Below are 17,983 nucleotides of genomic sequence, written 5' to 3'. Positions count from 1 at the left end.
ACCCCCGGAGGAACGCACCGATGATAGGAAAGACCGCATCCACGCCGTCCATGGCCGGGGACGAGCGCTTCCTGGCGGCCGTCGTCTCGGGCAACACCCATGACCCGCACGCGCTGCTCGGCGCGCACCCCACGGGCAGCGGCAGCACGATCATCCGCACGATGCGCAAGGGCGCCAAGACGGCCGCCGTCGTGCTGGACGACGAGCGCACGGAGATGACCCAGGTGCACCCCGACGGCATCTTCGCCGTCGAGGTTCCGGGCACCGTGCTCGACTACCGCATCGACGCCGACGGCACCGTCGACGACGACCCGTACCGTCACCTGCCGACCCTCGGCGAGCTCGACCTGCACCTCATCGGTGAGGGCCGGCACGAGAAGCTGTGGACCGTCCTCGGCGCCCACCCCCGCGACAGCGGTGTGGCGTTCGCCGTCTGGGCGCCCGGCGCCCGCGGTGTGCAGGTGATCGGCGACTTCACCGGCTGGGGCCCCTACGACGGCTGGCCGATGCGCTCGCTGGGCAGCACCGGCGTCTGGGAGCTCTTCGTCCCGGGCGCGGCCGCCGGCGCCAAGTACAAGTACAAGATCCTCGGGCAGGACGGTGTCTGGCGCGAGAAGGCCGACCCCCTCGCCCAGCACACCGAGGTGCCGCCGGCCACGGCGTCGGTCGTCTACGAATCGTCGTACGACTGGCAGGACACCGACTGGATGGCGACCCGGGCCACGAAGCAGTGGCACCAGGAGCCCATGAGCGCGTACGAGGTGCACCTCGGCTCGTGGCGCCCCGGTCTGTCCTACGTCGAGCTCGCCGAGCAGCTCGTCGATTACGTCACGGACACCGGCTTCACCCACGTCGAGCTGATGCCCGTCATGGAGCACCCGTTCGGCGGCTCGTGGGGTTACCAGGTCACGGGCTACTACGCCCCGACCTCGCGCTTCGGCAGCCCCGACGAATTCCGTTACCTCGTCGACAAGCTGCACCAGGCCGGCATCGGCGTGATCCTCGACTGGGTCCCCGCCCACTTCCCCAAGGACGAGTTCGCGCTCGCCCGCTTCGACAGCACCCCGCTCTACGAGCACGGTGACTGGCGCCGCGGCGAGCAGCCGGACTGGGGCACGTACGTCTTCGACTTCGGCCGCAAGGAGGTCAGGAACTTCCTGGTCGCCAACGCCCTCTACTGGTGCGAGGAGTTCCACGCCGACGGCCTGCGGGTCGACGCCGTGGCCTCGATGCTCTACCTGGACTACTCCCGCAAGGAAGGCGAGTGGGTCCCCAACCAGTACGGCGGCCGGGAGAACCTCGAAGCGATCAGCTTCCTGCAGGAGATGAACGCGACCGTCTACCGCAACAACCCCGGCGTCGTGACGATCGCCGAGGAGTCGACGGCGTGGCCGGGTGTCACCCGCCCCACCCACCTCGGTGGCCTCGGCTTCGGCTTCAAGTGGAACATGGGCTGGATGAACGACACCCTCTCCTACATGGAGAAGGAGCCCATCTACCGCCAGTGGCACCACCACCAGATGACCTTCGCCACGGTCTACTCCTGGAGCGAGAACTACGTCCTGCCCATCAGCCACGACGAGGTCGTGCACGGCAAGGGCTCGCTGACCGGCAAGATGCCCGGTGACCAGTGGCAGAAGCTCGCGAACACGCGCGCCCTGCTCGGTTTCATGTGGGCCTTCACCGGCAAGCAGCTGCTCTTCATGGGCGCCGAGATGGGCGACGAGCAGGAGTGGAGCGAGTCCCGCGGCCTCAACTGGGACCTGATCGCCGACGAGAACCGCGGCGGCGGCATCCACCGGCTCGTCAAGGACCTGAACCGCGCCTACCGCGACACCCCGGCGCTGTGGACCCAGGACACGAGCCCGAGCGGCTTCCGCTGGATCACATCGGAGGACTCCCAGCACAACACGTTCTCCTTCCTGCGCTTCGCGCCGAACGGTGACGCCTTCGCCTGCGTGGTCAACTTCTCCGCCGTCCCGCACGAGGGTTACCGCATCGGCCTCTCCCGCGCCGGCGTCTGGCGCGAGGTGGTCAACACGGACAGCTCCCTTTACGGCGGCTCGGGTGTGGGCAACCTCGGCGAGGTCCACGCCGAGGAGATCCCCTGGCACGGCCTGAACGCCTCGGCCTCCCTGCGCGTCCCGCCGCTCGGCGCGGTCTGGCTGCGTTACGAGGGCTGACGCTCTTCACCCGCGGACGGGCATCTCCCCACGGAGGTGCCCGTCCGCCGTTTCACCCGAACTTCGTCCATTCCCCTTCGGAGATCACTTCGACGGACCCGTCGACGACCGAGATAGCCGTCTGCTCGTCGATGGCGTAGGCCGGCCCGCCGATCTCGGCGGCCCACCGCTGCGCGTCAGCCGGGGTGTTCGTCGGGAACGCGTTCAGGTGCGGGAAGATCGAGAAGTCGACAACGCCGAGGGTGCGGTCGTCCGGCGCGGACGGCCACTCGACGAAATACGTGCCGATCCGGGGCGTCATCACCATGCTCCCCGCGCTCACTCCCACCCAGACCTTGTCGGGCAGCGAGGGCAGCAGTTCGGCCAGACCGGACTCCCGCATCCAATGGCTCAGGTAGGTCGCGTCGCCGCCGTCGACCAGGAGCACGTCGGCCTCCCGGACCCACGGGACCCACCGCTGCGCGCCGATGGTGGGCAGTGCCGTCAGCTCGAGGACACCGAGCGACGCCCAGCCGAGACCGGTCAGGTGCCGGAACGCGGGGTCGGCCGCCACGAAGCCCCGCACGGAGGACGGACCACACTTCGGGTGACCCCACTGCGCTGTCGGGACGCAGAGGGCATGGCATTCGGCGATCGGCTTACCGAGCAGCTGCACGAGCGCCGCGTTGATGCTCGGGTTCGTGACGCCACCCGAGGTGAGCAGAAGCTTCATGGTGTCTCCCCGTTCGCAATTTCGGACGTGGACGCCATTCAAATCCGGCCGGGCTACGCCTGTCCAGCTCGAAATCCGGGCCTGTGGACAAGTCGCCGTCACCCGTCCGTGCGTTGTCCACAGGCATCCCACGACCGGTGGCCATCAGCGCTATCGTGCGATTGTTCCCGACGGCAAAGGAGCCGATCATGCCCGTACGCCTCAACCCGTACATCGCGTTCGCCGACGGCAAGGCCCGCGCCGCGATGGAGTTCTACCACTCGGTCTTCGGCGGCAAGCTAGACATCAGCACGTTCGGCGAGTTCGGTGCACCCGACCCGGCCCTCGCCGACAAGGTCATGCACGGCATGCTCGTCAACGACGACGACTTCGCCCTGATGGGCGCGGACAGCCCGCCCGGCATGGAGCACGTCCCCGGCAACAACATCGCCGTCAGCCTCAGCGGCGACGACGCGGACAAGCTGCGCGGCTACTGGGAGAAGCTCTCCGCCGGCGGCACGGTCACGCTGCCTTTGGAGAAGCAGATGTGGGGCGACGAGTTCGGCACCTGCAAGGACAAGTTCGGCATCGAATGGATGGTCAACATCGCCGGCGCCCAGGCCTGACACCGTCGAGCGGCGGCCCGCCGCTCGAACGCCGGCCTGTCGCTCGAACGCCGGCCTGTCGCTCGAACGCCGGCCTCCGCGGCGCCGGCGAGACGGCGCGGCGAAAACCGGCGGCGGGTGGGGCGACGAGGTTGTTAGGGTCCTGCGATGCTCCACCTGCAGCGGCTCAGGGCCGACCATGCCGCGGCCATCCTGCGATTCGAGCGCGAGAACCGTGAGTTCTTCACCCGGTCCATCCCGGATCGCGGCGACAGCTACTTCGCGGAGTTCGCCGACCGGCATGCCGCGTTGCTCGACGAGCAGGAGACAGGGGTCTGCCACTTCCACGTTCTGGTCGACGACACCGGCGCGGTGCTCGGGCGGTTCAACCTGGTCGACGTCGCGGACGGGCAGGCGGAGCTGGGGTTCCGGGTGGCCGAGCGGGCAACCGGGCGCGGCACGGCGACCGACGGCGTGGGCAGGATTCTCGTGGCTGCCCGCGACGAGTACGGGCTGCGCCGGCTCGTCGCCGACGCCGCGCTGGACAACGCCGGCTCGCGCGGGGTGCTGCGCAGGACCGGCTTCGTGCCGACCGGAGAGCAGGTCACACTCAACGGGCGCCCCGGGTTGCGGCACGTCCGCGACCTGAACCACCACGCAGCCCCGAACCACCCAGCCCTAAACACCCAGCCCTGAACATCCAGCCCTGAACATCCAGCCCTGAACATCCAGCCCTGAACATCCAGCCCTGAACATCCAGCCCTGAACATCCAGCCCCGAACCACGCAGCCCCGAACCACGCAGCCCTGCAACACGCGGCCGTAAACCACGCAGCCCTGCAACACGCGGCCGTAAACCACGCAGCCCTGCAACACGCGGCCGTAAACTACGCAGCCCCGAAACACTGAGGTCCGCGCGGCACGGGCCACCGGAAACGTCTCAGGCCGTCGAACGGGCTGAGGGGTGACGGGTTCACGTTCTTCGTCGTCTACGGCCGTCACCCATCTCGTCGAGACGGACAGCCGTCGAGAGAACCGCCGACTGTCAGGTGCGGCTGAGCCAATCATCGGCGAGCAGCCCGAACAGCAGATCGTCCGTCCACTCGTTCTTGATCCAGGTGTGCTGGCGGCGCAGCCCCTCCTGTGTGAACCCCAGGCGCTGCAACAGTTTCGCCGAGGGAAGATTGCGGGCGTCGCACTCCGCCGCGACCTTGTGCAGGCCCTGGATCTTGAACAGGTGGTCGAGGACCGCGCGGACGGCTTCCGTGGCGTAGCCGTGGCCCTGCTGGACGGGTGCGAGGGTGTAGCCGATCTCGGCCTGTTTCAGGTTGTCGGCCAGGTTGACGCCGACATCGCCGATCAGGGTCTTCGCGGAGGCCAGCTCGACCGCCCACTGGAACCAGCCCGGCATCGCGGGGTCGGCCGCGACCATGGTCTGGACAGAATAACGGGCCTTGTCCAGCGAGTACGGCGAGTTCCAGGACTGGTAACGCGCGACCTCCGGCTCCGAGCGGTAGGCCGCCAGCACGGCGGCGTCGTCTTCCCGGAAGCGTCGCAGCACCAGCCGCTCAGTCTCGATCACCACCCACCGACCCTACGTCCCGGCCTCACACCCGAAGGCACCCGGCCCCACACCCGAAGGCACCCGGCCCCACACCCGAAGGCACCCGGCCCGGCGCCCGGAAGCACCCGGCCCGGCACCGCGCGACACCCGCCCGGCGTCCGGAAAGGGAACGGGAAAGCCCTCCTGGGAAAGCGGCGTCAGGCCTCTTCGACGTCGGCGACGATGACCGTGACGTTGTCGGGGGCACCGGCTTCCAGGGTGCGGGCGATGAGCTCCGCGGCGCAGACCTGCCGGTCCGGGAAGGAGCGCAGCGTGGCCGCGATCACCTCGTCGTCGACGTAATCGCTGAGGCCGTCGCTGTTGAGCAGGAACCGGTCGCCGGCCTTGACCGGGACCATCCGGCCGGCGGGGCGGAACGGGCCACCCTGCACGGCCTGGGTGACCAGGGCGCGCTGCGGGTGGCGGCGGGCGTCGTCCGGGGAGAGGACGCCCTGGTCGACGAGCGCCTGGACGTACGTGTCGTCCTTGGTGATCTGGGTGAGGACGCCGTCGCGCAGCAGGTAGCAGCGGGAGTCGCCGACGTTGAGGGCCGCGGCGCGATCTCCTGCGAGCATCAGGGACGTGACCGTCGTACCCATGCCGTCGCGGGCGTCGTCGTCCTTGACCGCGGCCTCGATGCGCTCGTTGGCGGTGGTCAGGGCCGCGATCAGGTCCTGGAGGGGCTCGCCGGTGTCCGGCAGGTCGTCGACGACCGAGACCGCGGTGACCAGGATCTCGCTGGCCAGTTCGCCGGCGGGCAGGCCGCCCATGCCGTCCGCGACGACGAGGAGCCTGCCGCCCACGAAGACCGCGTCCTCGTTGTTGGAGCGGACCAGGCCCTGGTCGGAGGCGGCGACCGCCCGTAGCACGAAGCTCATGTCACAACCCTGCCAAAGGGCGGGAGAGAAGTCTGTAGTACCTACTACGTAGTGTTGGGTGGTGATGCCGGTACCGATGGTGGGTCGCGCGGAGGCCCTCGAGGAGCTGCGGCGCGCCTGGGAGCAGGCCCTCAGCCGGGGCCGGTGCGTGCCCGCCGTGGTCACGGGGCTGGCGGGGACGGGTAAGAGCACGCTCGCCGCCGCGGCCGTGCAGGTCACGACGCCCGAGGTGACGCTCTTCGGCTCGGCGAGGCTGCATTCTCCCGCTCCTTACGACTGGTTGGCCGCGGTGCTGGCCGGTCAGGGCCCGCTTCCGCGGCTTCCGGTGCCGCCGCAGGCGCTGGCGTGGCTCGCCCAGGATCCGGATGTCCCCCGGGAGCGTTACACACCGGACGCGCTCCTGCGCCTTGCCGTCACCACGGTTCGCGCCCTGGTGGGCGGTCGCCCGAGCGTACTCATGGTCGAAGATCTCCATGCACTTGACCCCGCGAGTCTGAACCTGATCGCCGAGCTGGCGGGTGCCGAGCTCCCCGCGCTGCTGCTGATCACGTCGCGGCCCCCGGATGCGGCGGTCAATCCCCAGCTCGCGGTGCGCACGCTCGAACGACTCGCGGGGGCACCCGGGGCCGTGCGGCGCCATCTGGGTGCCCTGGCCGCCGGCCACGTCGGTCAAATTCTCGACCATGTGTACGCGCAGAGCACGCCCTGTGCCGACGTCAGCGAAGCGGTCTGGCGGCGGACCGGGGGAAATCCCTATCGCCTGACCGAGTTGCTCGCAGAAGCGGGTGACCTGAGCGGGCTGACGGAGCTCCTGCAGCAGCCCGCGGGGCGCAGGGTGCGGCAGCGTCAGCCCACGGAGCCCGCCGCGGGTGAGCTGACCGCCCGCGAGCGTGAGGTGCTCGGGTGCCTGGCTGAGGGCATGACGAACAAGCAGATAGCGCGAACGCTCGGCATCTCTGTGCGTACGGTCACCGTGCACGTGTCCAACCTGCTGCGCAAGACCGGCGCGTCCTCGCGTACCGAAGCAGCGATCTGGGCAGTTCAGAGCGATGTGAGAGCGACAGCGGCACCGTGATCACCGCGCCCGGCCGGGTGATCATGCGGGCGGGAAACGCGGGGCGCCGCGACAAGTGTCAGACCCCTCCGACACAATCGGTGCCGTGACGACAGCCATCCATCAGCGCATAGCCCAGGAGCTCCAGGTCCGCGAGGGCCAGGTGACCGCGGCGGTCGAACTGCTCGACGGCGGCGCCACCGTCCCGTTCATCGCCCGGTACCGCAAGGAGGTCACCGGCACCCTCGACGACCAGCAGCTGCGTGTTCTCGAGGAGCGTCTCGGCTACCTCCGCGAGCTCGAGGAGCGCCGGGCCGCGGTGCTCGAGTCGATCCGCTCGCAGGGCAAGCTCGACGAGGCCCTCGAGACGCAGATCCTGGCCGCGGAGTCCAAGGCCCGCCTCGAGGACATCTACCTGCCCTACAAACCCAAGCGGCGCACCCGCGCGCAGATCGCCCGCGAGGCCGGCCTGGAGCCCCTCGCCGACCTGCTCGCCGGCGACCCCTCGCGCGATCCGAAGGCCGAGGCGGAGTCCTTCGTCGACGCCGAGAAGGGCATCGCCGACGCGACCGCCGCGCTGGAGGGCGCCCGCGCGATCCTCATCGAGCGCTTCGCCGAGGATGCCGACCTGATCGGCTCGCTGCGGGAGCGCATGTGGACCAAGGGCCGCCTGGTCGCGAAGGTCCGCGAGGGCAAGGAGACCGACGGCGCCAAGTTCTCCGACTACTTCGACTTCGCCGAGCCCTACACGAAGCTCCCGTCGCACCGCATCCTCGCGATGTTCCGCGGTGAGAAGGAGGAGGTCCTCGACCTCACCATGGAGCCGACCGCTGACGAGGACGACGCACCCGCGTTCGAGGCCGCGATCGCCGGCCGGCACGACATCAGCGACCACGGCCGCCCCGGTGACCGCTGGCTGCTCGACACGGTGCGCTGGGCCTGGCGTACGCGCATCCTGATCCACCTCGGTGCCGACCTGCGGGTGCGGCTCTGGCAGGCGGCTGAGGACGAGGCCGTCCGGGTCTTCGCGGCCAACCTGCGGGATCTGCTCCTTGCCGCGCCCGCCGGCACGCGCGCGACGATGGGTCTCGACCCCGGCTTCCGTACGGGTGTGAAGGTCGCCGTCGTCGACGGCACCGGCAAGTGTGTCGCCACGTCGACGATCTATCCGCACGTCCCGCAGAACAAGTGGGACGCCTCGATCCACACGATCGCGCAGCTCGCCAAAGAGCACAATGTGGACCTCGTCGCGATCGGCAACGGCACCGCGTCCCGCGAGACCGACAAGCTCGCCGCCGACCTGATCAAACGGCACCCCGAGCTCAACCTCACCAAGGTCATGGTGTCGGAGGCGGGCGCGTCGGTCTACTCCGCTTCTGTGTACGCCTCGCAGGAGCTTCCCGGCATGGACGTCTCCCTGCGCGGGGCGGTCTCCATCGCGCGCCGCCTGCAGGACCCCCTCGCCGAGCTGGTGAAGATCGACCCGCGCTCGATCGGCGTCGGGCAGTACCAGCACGACCTGTCCGAGGTGAAGCTCTCCCGCTCCCTCGACGCCGTCGTCGAGGACTGTGTGAACGCCGTCGGCGTCGACGTCAACACCGCGTCGGCCCCCCTGCTCACCCGGGTCTCCGGCATCGGCGCGGGCCTCGCGGAGAACATCGTCCTGCACCGCGACGCCAACGGCCCGTTCCGCAGCCGCACCGAGATCAAGAAGGTCGCCCGCCTCGGCCCCAAGGCCTTCGAGCAGTGCGCGGGCTTCCTGCGCATCCCCGACGCCGAGGACCCGCTGGACTCCTCCAGCGTCCACCCCGAGTCGTACCCCGTCGTCCGCACGATCCTCGCCGACGCGGGCACCGACCTGCGCTCGGCCATGGGGAACAGCCCGATCCTGCGCGCCCTGCGCCCGGAGAAGTTCGTCACCGACACCGTGGGCCTCCCCACGATCACCGACATCCTCAAGGAGCTCGAAAAGCCGGGCCGCGACCCCCGCCCCGCCTTCACCACGGCCACCTTCGCCGACGGCGTCGAGAAGATCGCCGACCTCTCCCCCGGCATGATCCTCGAAGGCGTCGTCACCAACGTCGCGGCCTTCGGCGCCTTCGTCGACATCGGCGTCCACCAGGACGGCCTCGTCCACGTCTCCGCCCTGTCCACCAAGTTCGTCAGCGACCCCCGCGAGGTCGTCAAGTCCGGCGACGTCGTCAAGGTCCGCGTCGTCGAGGTCGACCCGGTCCGCAAACGCATCTCCCTCACCATGCGCCTCACCGACGAACCCCGCCAGGGCGGCCGCGGCGGCCCCCGCGACGGCTCCCAGCCCGCTGCGGGCCGTGACGGCGCGGGCCGTGAGGGCGCCGGGCGTGACGGCGCCGGGCGTGACGGCGCCGGGCGTGGTGGGCAGGGCGGCGGTCGCGGTGGTCCGGGCGGACGTGGCGGCCAGAGTGGCCAGGGCGGCGGCCAGCCCGGCGGCGGTCGCGGCGGGCAGGGCAGTGGCCAGCCCGGCGGCGGTCGCGGCGGCCAGGGCGGTTCAGGCCGCGACGGCGGCGGCCGCGGCGGGCAGGGCGGCGCGGGCCGTGACGGCCAGGGCGGCGGTCAAGGCGGCGGCCAGGGTGGCGGCCGCGGTGGCCAGCCTCGCCAGGGCGGCGGCCAGCAGCGCGGCGCAGGCCAGTCCTCGCAGAACTTCAACGGCGGCGCGATGGCGGACGCCCTGCGCCGGGCCGGTCTGACCAAGGACTGACAACCACCGGGCGCGCCGCTCCACGCGGCGCGCCCGTTCCCGTCCCGGAGGTGGCACGCCCATGCACGCAGGACAGCGGTTCGCCGAGTTCGCAGCCCGGGAGGCCCGGGGCGTCTCACCCACCTATGAGCGGCTGGCCACGGCGGTCAGCGCCGACACCGCCCTGCTGACACTGCTCACCGGGCTCCCTCCCGCCAGACAACAACCGAACCTGCTGTTCGGCGTGATCCGCCTGCTCGGCGGCCCGGTCGACGACCCGCGCGCCTTCCACGACTTCACCCTGACCCACTGGCCGGCCGTCCTGGCCGAGCTCCTGGCCCGGTCGACACAGACGAACGAACCCGGGCGCTGCGCCCCGCTGCTTCCGGTCCTCGCATCCCTCGGGCAGCCCCTCGCACTGCTCGAAGTGGGCGCCTCAGCGGGCCTGAATCTCTTCCCGGACTTGTACGCCTACCGCTACACCAGCACGCCCGACCAGCCCGGCCGCGCGGACACCAGCACCTCCGTCCAGCCCGGGACCCCACGTCTGCCACCGGTTCTCGACTGCGCGGTCACCGGTGCGATGCCGGCGGCGCGGCTGCCCGAGGTCGTCTGGCGTGCGGGCCTGGATCTCCATCCGCTCGACGTGACCGATCCCGCGGACGTCGCCTGGCTCGATGCCCTGATCTGGCCGGAGCACACACACCGCCGCACCCGCCTGCGCGCCGCCGCCACGATCGCCGCGGCCGACCCGCCGCACCTGGTCACCGGCGACCTGGTCGACGACCTCGCGGCCCTGGCCGGGCAGGCCCCGCCGCACGCGGCGCTGGTCATCTTCCACACGTCGGTGCTCTACCAGGTGCCGCCGGAGCGTAAGTCCACCTTCATCACGCTGGTGCGGAGTCTCCCCGCGCACTGGATCTCCATCGAGGCACCGGAGGTGCTGCCCTTCCGCGATCTTCCCGCCCCACCGGACGACCGCCTCCACAACGTCCTCGCCCTGGACGGCGTCCCCCTGGCCTGGGTCGAGGGCCACGGCCAGGCCATGACCTGGTTCGGCCGCGGTGTGAGCCGGGGGTAAGGACGAAACCCGCGGGTCAGGGCCGGCTGCGTATCGCGGCCTCGAGCCGCAGACCCAGCCCGCTGATCACGAACAGCCCGGCGAAGAAGTACGCGTCGGCCGACGCCGTGTCGGCCACCGCGTTCATCGCCGCGACGAGGAATCCCGCTGCCAGGGCGAGTGTGCCCAGTACGCGGACGGCGTACCCGCCGCCTCTGCCGGTGTCCATGGTCAGCGGCGCGGGTCGCAGTTGGGGAGCCACTGCGCGGCCAGGGTGTCGACGTCCTCGCGGGTGAGGGGGTTGCCGAGGTCGCCGGTGTGGGGGCACGGGCGGAGGCTGTCGATGAAGAGTTGCAGGTAGCGCGAGTAGGCGTCCGGGCGGATGGTGCGGCTGTGGTGGGCGACCTCGCTGACCATGAGGAGGCCGACCAGCAGGTCCTGGATGGTGATGTCGCGGCGCAGGGTGCCTTCGGACTGGGCGCGGTCGACGAGCTGCTGGACGTACGGGATGATCCGCTCGCCTTTTTTCGCCGGGTCGTGGGTGCCGAAGCCGGCGCTCAGGGCGACGTCGCGCAGGCCGCGGTCGGCGGCGTGGATCTCGGCTGAACGGCGCAGCAGGGTGGTCAGCCCGTCCCAGCCGGTCGCTGCGTGCTGGGACTGCTCGGCGATCTCGACCATTTCGTCGAAGCGGCTCTTGAGCACCTCGTGGACCAGCGCTTCCTTGGTCGGGAAGCGGCGGTAGACGGTGCCGACACCGACTCCGGCGTGGTGCGCCACGTCGTCGAGGGTCGCGGCGAGGCCACGCTCGGCGAAGACCTCACGGGCGGCTTCGAGGACGCGCAGGCGGTTTCTCTCCGCGTCACGCCGCAACGGCCGACAAGACTCCGTGGACGCCTGAGCGTCCGTGGACGCCCGAACATCCATGGCCACCTGAGCGTCCATGGCCGCCGAAGACTCCATGGCCATCTGAGGAGCCACCTGAGGATCCAAGGCCACCTGAGAGTCCGGAAGCGCGCTGCCGATGACAGACATGTTTCTCAGGTTAACAAACGGAGCGGCACCCTCAACTTTATGTGGGAAGCGCAACAACCGGAGGCAGATCCTCAACTTTGTGGCTAGCGTTCCGAATGCGGAGTACGAACCTCAACTTAGCTCGACGGCGAAGGAATCCCATGACAACGACCACCGCACGGCAGGCACCGGTCCAGGACCGGGCGTCGACTGGCAACGGCAGATGGTGGGCACTCGTGGTGCTCGCCATGGCCCAGCTGATGGTGGTGCTCGACGCCACGATCGTGAACATCGCGTTGCCCACCGCGCAGGGTGACCTCGGCTTCTCCGACTCCGGCCGGCAGTGGGTCGTCACCGGGTACGCCCTGGCGTTCGGCAGCCTGCTGCTGCTCGGCGGGCGGCTGTCGGACTCGGTCGGCCGCAAGAAGATGTTCATCATCGGCCTGATCGGCTTCGCCCTCGCTTCCGCGCTCGGCGGCGCCGCGAACGGCATCGAGATGCTGATCATCGCCCGCGTGCTGCAGGGTGCCTTCGGTGCCGCGCTCGCACCGGCGGCCCTCTCACTGCTGTCGACGACGTTCACCGAGCCCACCGAGCGTGGCAAGGCGTTCGGCATCTTCGGCGCCATCTCCGGCGCCGGCGGCGCGGTCGGCCTGCTGCTCGGCGGCACCCTGACCGAGTACGCGTCCTGGCGCTGGTGCCTCTACGTCAACCTGCTCTTCGCCGCGGCCGCCGTGCTCGGCGCGATCTTCAAGCTGCACGACGAGCCGGTGCAGAACCGCGACCGGCTCGACTGGCCGGGCATCGTCACCGCCGTCGGTGGTCTCGTCGCGCTGGTCTACGGTCTCGGCAGCGCGGAGAGCGACGGCTGGAGCGACCCCAAGACGTTCGGGTTCATCATCGCCGGCGTCGTCATCCTGACCGTGTTCGTCCTCATCGAGCGTCGCGTCACCAACCCGCTGCTCCCGCTGCGCGTCGTGCTCGACCGCAACCGCGGTGGCGCGTACGCCGCGGTCGGCATCGCCGGTGCGGGCATGTTCGGCGTCTTCCTGTTCCTCACCTACTACCTCACGACGGTGCTGGGCTTCACGCCGATCCAGACGGGCCTGGCGTTCCTGCCGATGCTCGCCGGCATCATGCTCACCGCCACCACGGCCGGTTCCATCCTCACGCCGAAGATCGGCCCGCGCCCGCTGGTCCCGCTCGGCGCGCTCGTCGCCGCCGCCGGCATGGTCTACCTGACCCGCATCACCCTGGACTCGAGCTACGTCACCGCCGTCCTGCCCGGCCTGATCGTCACCGGCCTCGGCATGGGCCTGATCTTCGCGCCGACCCAGAACGCCGCCACCTCCGGCGTCCAGCACCACGACGCCGGCGTCGCCTCCGCGATGATCAACACCATGCAGCAGATCGGCGGCTCCATCGGCACGGCGCTGCTCAGCTCCTTCGCCGCGACCGCTGCCACGAACTACGCCATCGACCACGCCGCCGACGGCCCGCAGGCCCAGGCACAGGCCATGATCCACAGCTACCACACGGTCTTCTGGTGGTCAGCCGGCTTCTTCCTGCTCTGCGCGATCATCTCCGCGGTCACCTTCCGCAGCGGCCCCCTCGACGTCGACCCCGACGCCGCCCCGGCCATGGCCCACTGACCGTCCCCGACACCGCCCCGGCGATGGCCCACTGACCATCCCGGGCACTGCCCCGGCGATGGCCCACTGACCATCCCGGGCACTGCCCCGGCGATGGCCCACTGACCATCCCGGGCACTGCCCCGGCGATGGCCCACTGACCATCCTCGAACGGAAACACCGACGCCCAGGCCATACCGGCCTGGGCGTCGGTCGTTCAGCAGGTCACGCGAACCCCGCGGCAGAGAACAGCACGAACCCGGCAGCGGCCAGCGGCACCGTGGCGAGCACGACCCGGGCCCGCTCCCGCCACGAGCGCGCGAGCCACACCACCAGCCCCACCGCGATGCCGACCTCCAGCAGGGCGGTCCAGAGCGGCTCGATGCCGTAGTCCGGGTCGCCGATCCGCAGTGTGAGACGTATTGCCTCAGTGACCAGAACAGCAACGGGCACGGCGAGTGCGACATTTCGCGTACGCGCCAAAGCGCCCGCACCCCCGAACACCAGCCCGGCCACGACGCCGAACCCCATCCACATGATCGTGGTGGAGTTCCCCATCACCGCGTAGTCGTCGTGCTGGATCAACGCCGCCGCGAGGTAGTAGCTCGGCGAGGCCACGACGAGCATCACGCACGCCCCGGCCACCGCGGGCACCGCACGCCACCGCCGCCCGAGCAGCACGAAGAGGAACGCCGCCACCGCCCACACCGCCGGCGAGTTGCCCAGATCCCCCAGCGGGAACGGCACGAACTTGATCCAGACGAAGTCCAGGAAGCCGAGCAGGAACCCGGCGACCGGGGCGTACACGAAGAGGGTCACGGGTAAAGACCCTAAACAGCCGATAACGCACAGGGATCGGCTCCCGGACCGAGCCGGATCGGCCGAAAGTGAGATCCGCCCCGCCCGGCTACAGTCTCCGATCATGACCCGACGTGCCGTAGCGCTGCTGGCTGCCCTGGCCGCGCTCACACTCAGCGCCGGCTGCGGCACCATCGTGCAAGGCATCACCGCGGGCGCGGGCCCCGGCACCGGCGACTGCACGGCGACCGGCGACGAGGGGCCACCCACCAAGGTCGCGATCGATCACAACGGCTTTGAGGCCAAGTACGTCGGCCACACCGCGGGCGGCGGGCAGTTCTTCCTGACCGAGCCGTTCGACCCCGGCACGCAGGGCGACGACAACGCGCGCAGCTTCGTGGCGCTGTACCTCTTCACCGCCGACGGCACGTTCACGAGGGCCGAGATCGACGAGACGGACACCGGGGCCGACACGAAACGCATCGTGCGGCAGCGCCTCGACGAGCTCGGCGAGGTCACCGCCGGCCGCATCGACGTCGCGCCGTTCGAGGTGAAGGAGTTCGGGGAGAGTTTCGGCCTGATCGCCACCGCCCCCGAGACGGTGGACGAAATCTGGTGGGTGACCGCCCAGCCCGGCGACTACATGGCCTTCTCGGCGCCCTGGGACTGCGGCGAGTACGACACGTGACTACCGCTTCACGGGCCAGATCTTGATATCGCTGAACGCCACCTCGTACGGCCCCTGCACCGGCGCGTACTGCTCGTTGTAGATGCCGAGCGCGACTCTGCCCGTACGCATGTCCTGGTCATCGGCCTCGACCTCGCCCACCAGCTCACCGTCGCGGAGCACCTGGAGGATGTCGTCGGCGACGGTGATCGTGATGCGGGTCGGCGGGGCACCCACGCCGATCGGGCTGTCGTCGAGCGGGAACGTCCTGAGGACCTCGATGTCCGCGCCCTTGTGGGTGCCGACGTAGACGTTGCGCTCGCACACGCGTACCTGATAGCCCTGATTGACCCGGAATCGCACCCAGATGGCGGCGCAGCTGTTGGGGGTGAGCAGCTGGACGCCGACCTCGGCCTGCAGGTTGTCGGGTTCGGCGTCGGCCGGGCCGCGGCAGCGGAAGACGCCCTTGGTCTCGCGGTGCACCACCAGTGAGCCGCGGAACGAGCAGCTCGCCTTCTCCTCGGCATCGTCGGACGCCTGCCACAACCGCTTCTTCGTCAGCGGGTCCGCCAGCACGGGCGCCTGCTCGTCCGGGCCTTCCGTCACGCCGCCGGACGAGTGGACCGAGGGCCAGAACGCCACCGCCATGCCACCCGTGGCGAGAACCGCGAAGATCAGCAGCACGATCGCGAACGGCAGCACCCACGGCCGTCGCGGGTGCCGGTCGCGGGTGAAGATCCCGGTGCCGGAGACCGGCTGCGTGATGATCGTGTCCTCGCTGTAGCCGACCTCCGACACCGGCTGGGTGACGATCGAGTCCTCGGTGTAGCCGACGACCTCCGGCAACGGCGCGATCGCGGTCAGTTGCCGCCCCGAGTGGTAACCGGTGGCGGCCTGCGCCTCGTGCGCCGCGACGGCCAGACCGGGCTGGTGCGCGAGGGCGGCCGCCGCCGGTGCCGCCTGCTGCGGGCTCGTGACCAGCAGGTCGAGCAGTTCGCGCGCGGTGGGCCGGTTGGCCGGGTCCTTCTCCAGGGAGTGCGCCACCAGGTCGTGCAGCTGCCCGCTCAGACCCGACAGATCAGGCGGCCGGGTCAGGATCCGGGCCGCGGTGGCAGGCGGCGATCCGGCGGAGAAGGGGGTACGCCCGGTGCCCGCGAAAGCCACGACCCCGCCCCACGCGAAAACGTCGGCCGCCGTGGTCAGCACCGCCGCCGGATCGTCGCCGAACCGCTCGGGCGCCATATAGGCGACAGTGCCCACCATCTGATCGGTACGGGTGTGAGCAGCCGTGGACTCCAGGGCGCGCGCGATCCCGAAGTCGATGACCTTGGGACTGCCCGGGGCGAGCAGCACGTTGCGCGGCTTGAGATCGCGGTGGATGATCCCGGCGCCGTGGATGGCGGTCAGCGCGGTGGCCACGCCGATCGCCACGCTGTGCAGGTTGGCCGAGGTCAGCGGCCCGCGCTCCTCGACCACCTCGGCGAGGCTCGGCCCGTCGACGTACTCCACGACGAGGTACGGCTGCTCGTGGTCCGGGTCGGCGTCGAGCACCTCGGCGGTGCAGAACGGCGGCACCTGGCGTACCCGTTCGACCTCGCTGCGGAACCGCCGCCGGAACTCGTCGTCATGGGCGAGGTCCGCACGGATCATCTTCACCGCGACCAGCGTCCCGCCCGCACTCCGGCCGAGATAGACCGTGCCCATGCCGCCCTCGCCGAGCCGCGCGAGCAACTCGTAGGGCCCGAGCCGGCGCGGGTCACGCGGACGCAGCGAGGTGGTCCGCTCCTCCGCCATGCAGTGCTCCTACGCCCCCGACCTCGCCCCGCGCGCCCGCACACGCGGACCCTTCACCCCCGACAGAAAAGCACCCTATCGGGCGACGTCACCGGCGCGAAGTCCCGGACGGCGTATGCCGCAGAACCGACACCGGATCAGCCTGAGGCGATCGCGGGGAGTTATCCACAGGGCGGGTCGCGGGACCGCCACGGCGTCTCGTCCCGCGATACATTTCCGGAATGGGTGCATGGTCATGACGCCGACACAGCTCCGGGCCTACTCGGCGGTCGTGCGTCAGGGCTCGGTCAAGCAGGCCGCTGCCGGGCTCGGCGTCTCCGAGTCGGCCGTCTCGCTGCACATCGGACAGTTGCGCAAGGAGTTAGGCGACCAGCTCTTCACGCGTACGGCGGCCGGGCTGGCCTTCACCCCCGGCGGCCTGCGCCTGGCGAGCCGCGCCACCGAGCTCCTCGGCCTGCAGGACCGCACGGTGCTCGAGGTCAGCGCCGCCGGCCGCGGCCGCCGTCTGCTGCGCATCGCCGCGTCCAGCCTCTTCGCCGAGCACGCCGCCCCCGGCCTGCTGGAGCTCTTCGCGAAACGCGCCGCCGATCTCGACGTCGAGCTGAGCGTCCGCAACCCGGCCCACTTCGAGTCCCTGCTGCTCTCCCGCTCGGCCGACATCGCCATCGGCCCGCACCCCGGCGCCCCCGACCCGGCGCTGACCAGCCGCCCGGTGATGAACTACCGGGTCATCCTCACCGTCGCCCCCGGCCACCCCCTCGCCGGCATCCCCGCCGGCCCGCAACGCCTCCGCGACCAGCTCTGGCTGCTCGGCCCCTCCGCCGCCACCGAGGCCGGCGTGGTCCCGTCGATCCTGCGCCGCCTCGGCGTCCCCGAGGACCACCAGCAGATCTTCCAGAGCCACGCCGCCGCCCTCACCGAAGTCAAGCGCGGCAAGGGAATCACCGCCGGCCTCTCCTTCACCATCGCCCAGGACGTCGCCCGCGGCGACCTCGTCCACCTCACCGGCCCCCAGGTCGCCTTCGACGCGGTCTGGCACTCCCTCCTCCTGGCCGGCGACAGCACCTCCCCCGCCGCCGAGCTCAGCCGCTTCGCCTCAACCCCCCGCGCCATCCAGGCCATGATGCGCGGCGCCGGCGTCACAGTCGGCCACTTCAAACCCTCGATCCACGTCACCCTCTGGAGCTGAGCGGGCTGAGCTGAGCGGGCTGAGCTGAGCGGGCCGAGCCGAGCGGGCCGAGCCGAGCGGGCCGAGCCGAGCTGGCCGAGCCGAGCGGGCCGAGCCGAGCGGGCCGA

At 70.6% G+C, this 17,983-nt stretch carries 16 protein-coding genes; 9 read left to right on the top strand and 7 right to left on the bottom strand.

Translation table 11 applies throughout. The features are described from left to right. Window positions 1-20 precede the first annotated feature (20 nt). A complete protein-coding gene (glgB, locus tag Aco04nite_RS23890) occupies window positions 21-2,183 on the top strand; it encodes a 1,4-alpha-glucan branching protein GlgB (protein ID WP_212999493.1) in 2,163 nt (720 codons plus the stop codon). A 52-nt stretch (window positions 2,184-2,235) separates the two neighbouring features. Here glgB and Aco04nite_RS23885 read toward each other — a convergent pair whose 3' ends face one another. Continuing rightward, the gene (locus tag Aco04nite_RS23885) at window positions 2,236-2,895 is read right to left on the bottom strand and encodes a Type 1 glutamine amidotransferase-like domain-containing protein (RefSeq protein WP_212999492.1); all 660 of its coding nucleotides are present in this window, start codon (window positions 2,893-2,895) and stop codon (window positions 2,236-2,238) included. A 188-nt stretch (window positions 2,896-3,083) separates the two neighbouring features. Here Aco04nite_RS23885 and Aco04nite_RS23880 point away from each other — a divergent pair, with 188 nt between their 5' ends. After that, window positions 3,084-3,500, top strand: coding sequence for a VOC family protein (locus Aco04nite_RS23880; RefSeq protein ID WP_212999491.1), 417 nt, complete (start codon window positions 3,084-3,086; stop codon window positions 3,498-3,500). Between the two features lie 147 nt (window positions 3,501-3,647). After that, on the top strand, window positions 3,648-4,175 hold the full coding sequence (locus tag Aco04nite_RS23875) for a GNAT family N-acetyltransferase (protein WP_212999490.1): 528 nt from the start codon (window positions 3,648-3,650) through the stop codon (window positions 4,173-4,175). 348 nt (window positions 4,176-4,523) lie between these two features. On the opposite strand, the gene Aco04nite_RS23870 is transcribed toward Aco04nite_RS23875, so the two are convergent. Continuing rightward, the gene (locus Aco04nite_RS23870) at window positions 4,524-5,063 is read right to left on the bottom strand and encodes a GNAT family N-acetyltransferase (RefSeq protein ID WP_212999489.1); all 540 of its coding nucleotides are present in this window, start codon (window positions 5,061-5,063) and stop codon (window positions 4,524-4,526) included. 176 nt (window positions 5,064-5,239) lie between these two features. Continuing rightward, window positions 5,240-5,959 (bottom strand): PP2C family protein-serine/threonine phosphatase, encoded by a 720-nt coding sequence (locus Aco04nite_RS23865; protein ID WP_203839566.1) that lies wholly within the window; start codon window positions 5,957-5,959, stop codon window positions 5,240-5,242. A gap of 64 nt (window positions 5,960-6,023) precedes the next feature. On the opposite strand from Aco04nite_RS23865, the gene Aco04nite_RS23860 reads away from it, so the two are divergent. From Aco04nite_RS23860 to Aco04nite_RS23850, 3 genes are all read left to right on the top strand, one after another. Then, window positions 6,024-7,034, top strand: coding sequence for a helix-turn-helix transcriptional regulator (locus Aco04nite_RS23860; RefSeq protein ID WP_244876243.1), 1,011 nt, complete (start codon window positions 6,024-6,026; stop codon window positions 7,032-7,034). Window positions 7,035-7,119: 85 nt separating this feature from the next. Beyond that, window positions 7,120-9,747 carry a Tex family protein gene (locus Aco04nite_RS23855; RefSeq protein ID WP_212999487.1) on the top strand — a complete coding sequence of 876 codons (2,628 nt, stop codon included), beginning with the start codon at window positions 7,120-7,122 and terminating at the stop codon, window positions 9,745-9,747. A gap of 61 nt (window positions 9,748-9,808) precedes the next feature. Beyond that, the gene (locus Aco04nite_RS23850; protein ID WP_212999486.1) at window positions 9,809-10,807 is read left to right on the top strand and encodes a DUF2332 domain-containing protein; all 999 of its coding nucleotides are present in this window, start codon (window positions 9,809-9,811) and stop codon (window positions 10,805-10,807) included. Window positions 10,808-10,823: 16 nt separating this feature from the next. Here the strand turns inward: Aco04nite_RS23850 and Aco04nite_RS23845 are convergent, their stop codons facing one another. Together Aco04nite_RS23845 and Aco04nite_RS23840 are read right to left on the bottom strand one after the other, a co-directional pair. After that, entirely contained in the window at window positions 10,824-11,015 is a 192-nt protein-coding gene (locus tag Aco04nite_RS23845; protein WP_212999485.1) for a hypothetical protein, read from the bottom strand. A 2-nt stretch (window positions 11,016-11,017) separates the two neighbouring features. Next, window positions 11,018-11,752, bottom strand: coding sequence for a TetR/AcrR family transcriptional regulator (locus tag Aco04nite_RS23840; RefSeq protein ID WP_244876242.1), 735 nt, complete (start codon window positions 11,750-11,752; stop codon window positions 11,018-11,020). Between the two features lie 206 nt (window positions 11,753-11,958). On the opposite strand from Aco04nite_RS23840, the gene Aco04nite_RS23835 reads away from it, so the two are divergent. After that, window positions 11,959-13,449: a DHA2 family efflux MFS transporter permease subunit gene (locus Aco04nite_RS23835; RefSeq protein ID WP_212999484.1), complete on the top strand. Its 1,491-nt coding sequence runs from the start codon at window positions 11,959-11,961 to the stop codon at window positions 13,447-13,449. A gap of 204 nt (window positions 13,450-13,653) precedes the next feature. On the opposite strand, the gene Aco04nite_RS23830 is transcribed toward Aco04nite_RS23835, so the two are convergent. Next, a complete protein-coding gene (locus tag Aco04nite_RS23830; RefSeq protein WP_212999483.1) occupies window positions 13,654-14,247 on the bottom strand; it encodes a DUF6518 family protein in 594 nt (197 codons plus the stop codon). Between the two features lie 103 nt (window positions 14,248-14,350). Here Aco04nite_RS23830 and Aco04nite_RS23825 point away from each other — a divergent pair, with 103 nt between their 5' ends. Next, the gene (locus Aco04nite_RS23825) at window positions 14,351-14,914 is read left to right on the top strand and encodes a hypothetical protein (RefSeq protein ID WP_212999482.1); all 564 of its coding nucleotides are present in this window, start codon (window positions 14,351-14,353) and stop codon (window positions 14,912-14,914) included. Here Aco04nite_RS23825 and Aco04nite_RS23820 read toward each other — a convergent pair whose 3' ends face one another. Beyond that, window positions 14,915-16,687: a serine/threonine protein kinase gene (locus tag Aco04nite_RS23820; RefSeq protein WP_212999481.1), complete on the bottom strand. Its 1,773-nt coding sequence runs from the start codon at window positions 16,685-16,687 to the stop codon at window positions 14,915-14,917. Between the two features lie 235 nt (window positions 16,688-16,922). On the opposite strand from Aco04nite_RS23820, the gene Aco04nite_RS23815 reads away from it, so the two are divergent. Next, window positions 16,923-17,876, top strand: coding sequence for a LysR family transcriptional regulator (locus tag Aco04nite_RS23815; protein WP_212999480.1), 954 nt, complete (start codon window positions 16,923-16,925; stop codon window positions 17,874-17,876). Window positions 17,877-17,983 lie beyond the last annotated feature (107 nt).

Origin of the sequence: Winogradskya consettensis, from assembly GCF_018332715.1 — a bacterium.
Classification (GTDB): domain Bacteria; phylum Actinomycetota; class Actinomycetes; order Mycobacteriales; family Micromonosporaceae; genus Actinoplanes; species Actinoplanes consettensis.
Note: the sequence above shows the minus strand (reverse complement) of the source record. Positions and strands in the feature narration are given on the sequence as shown.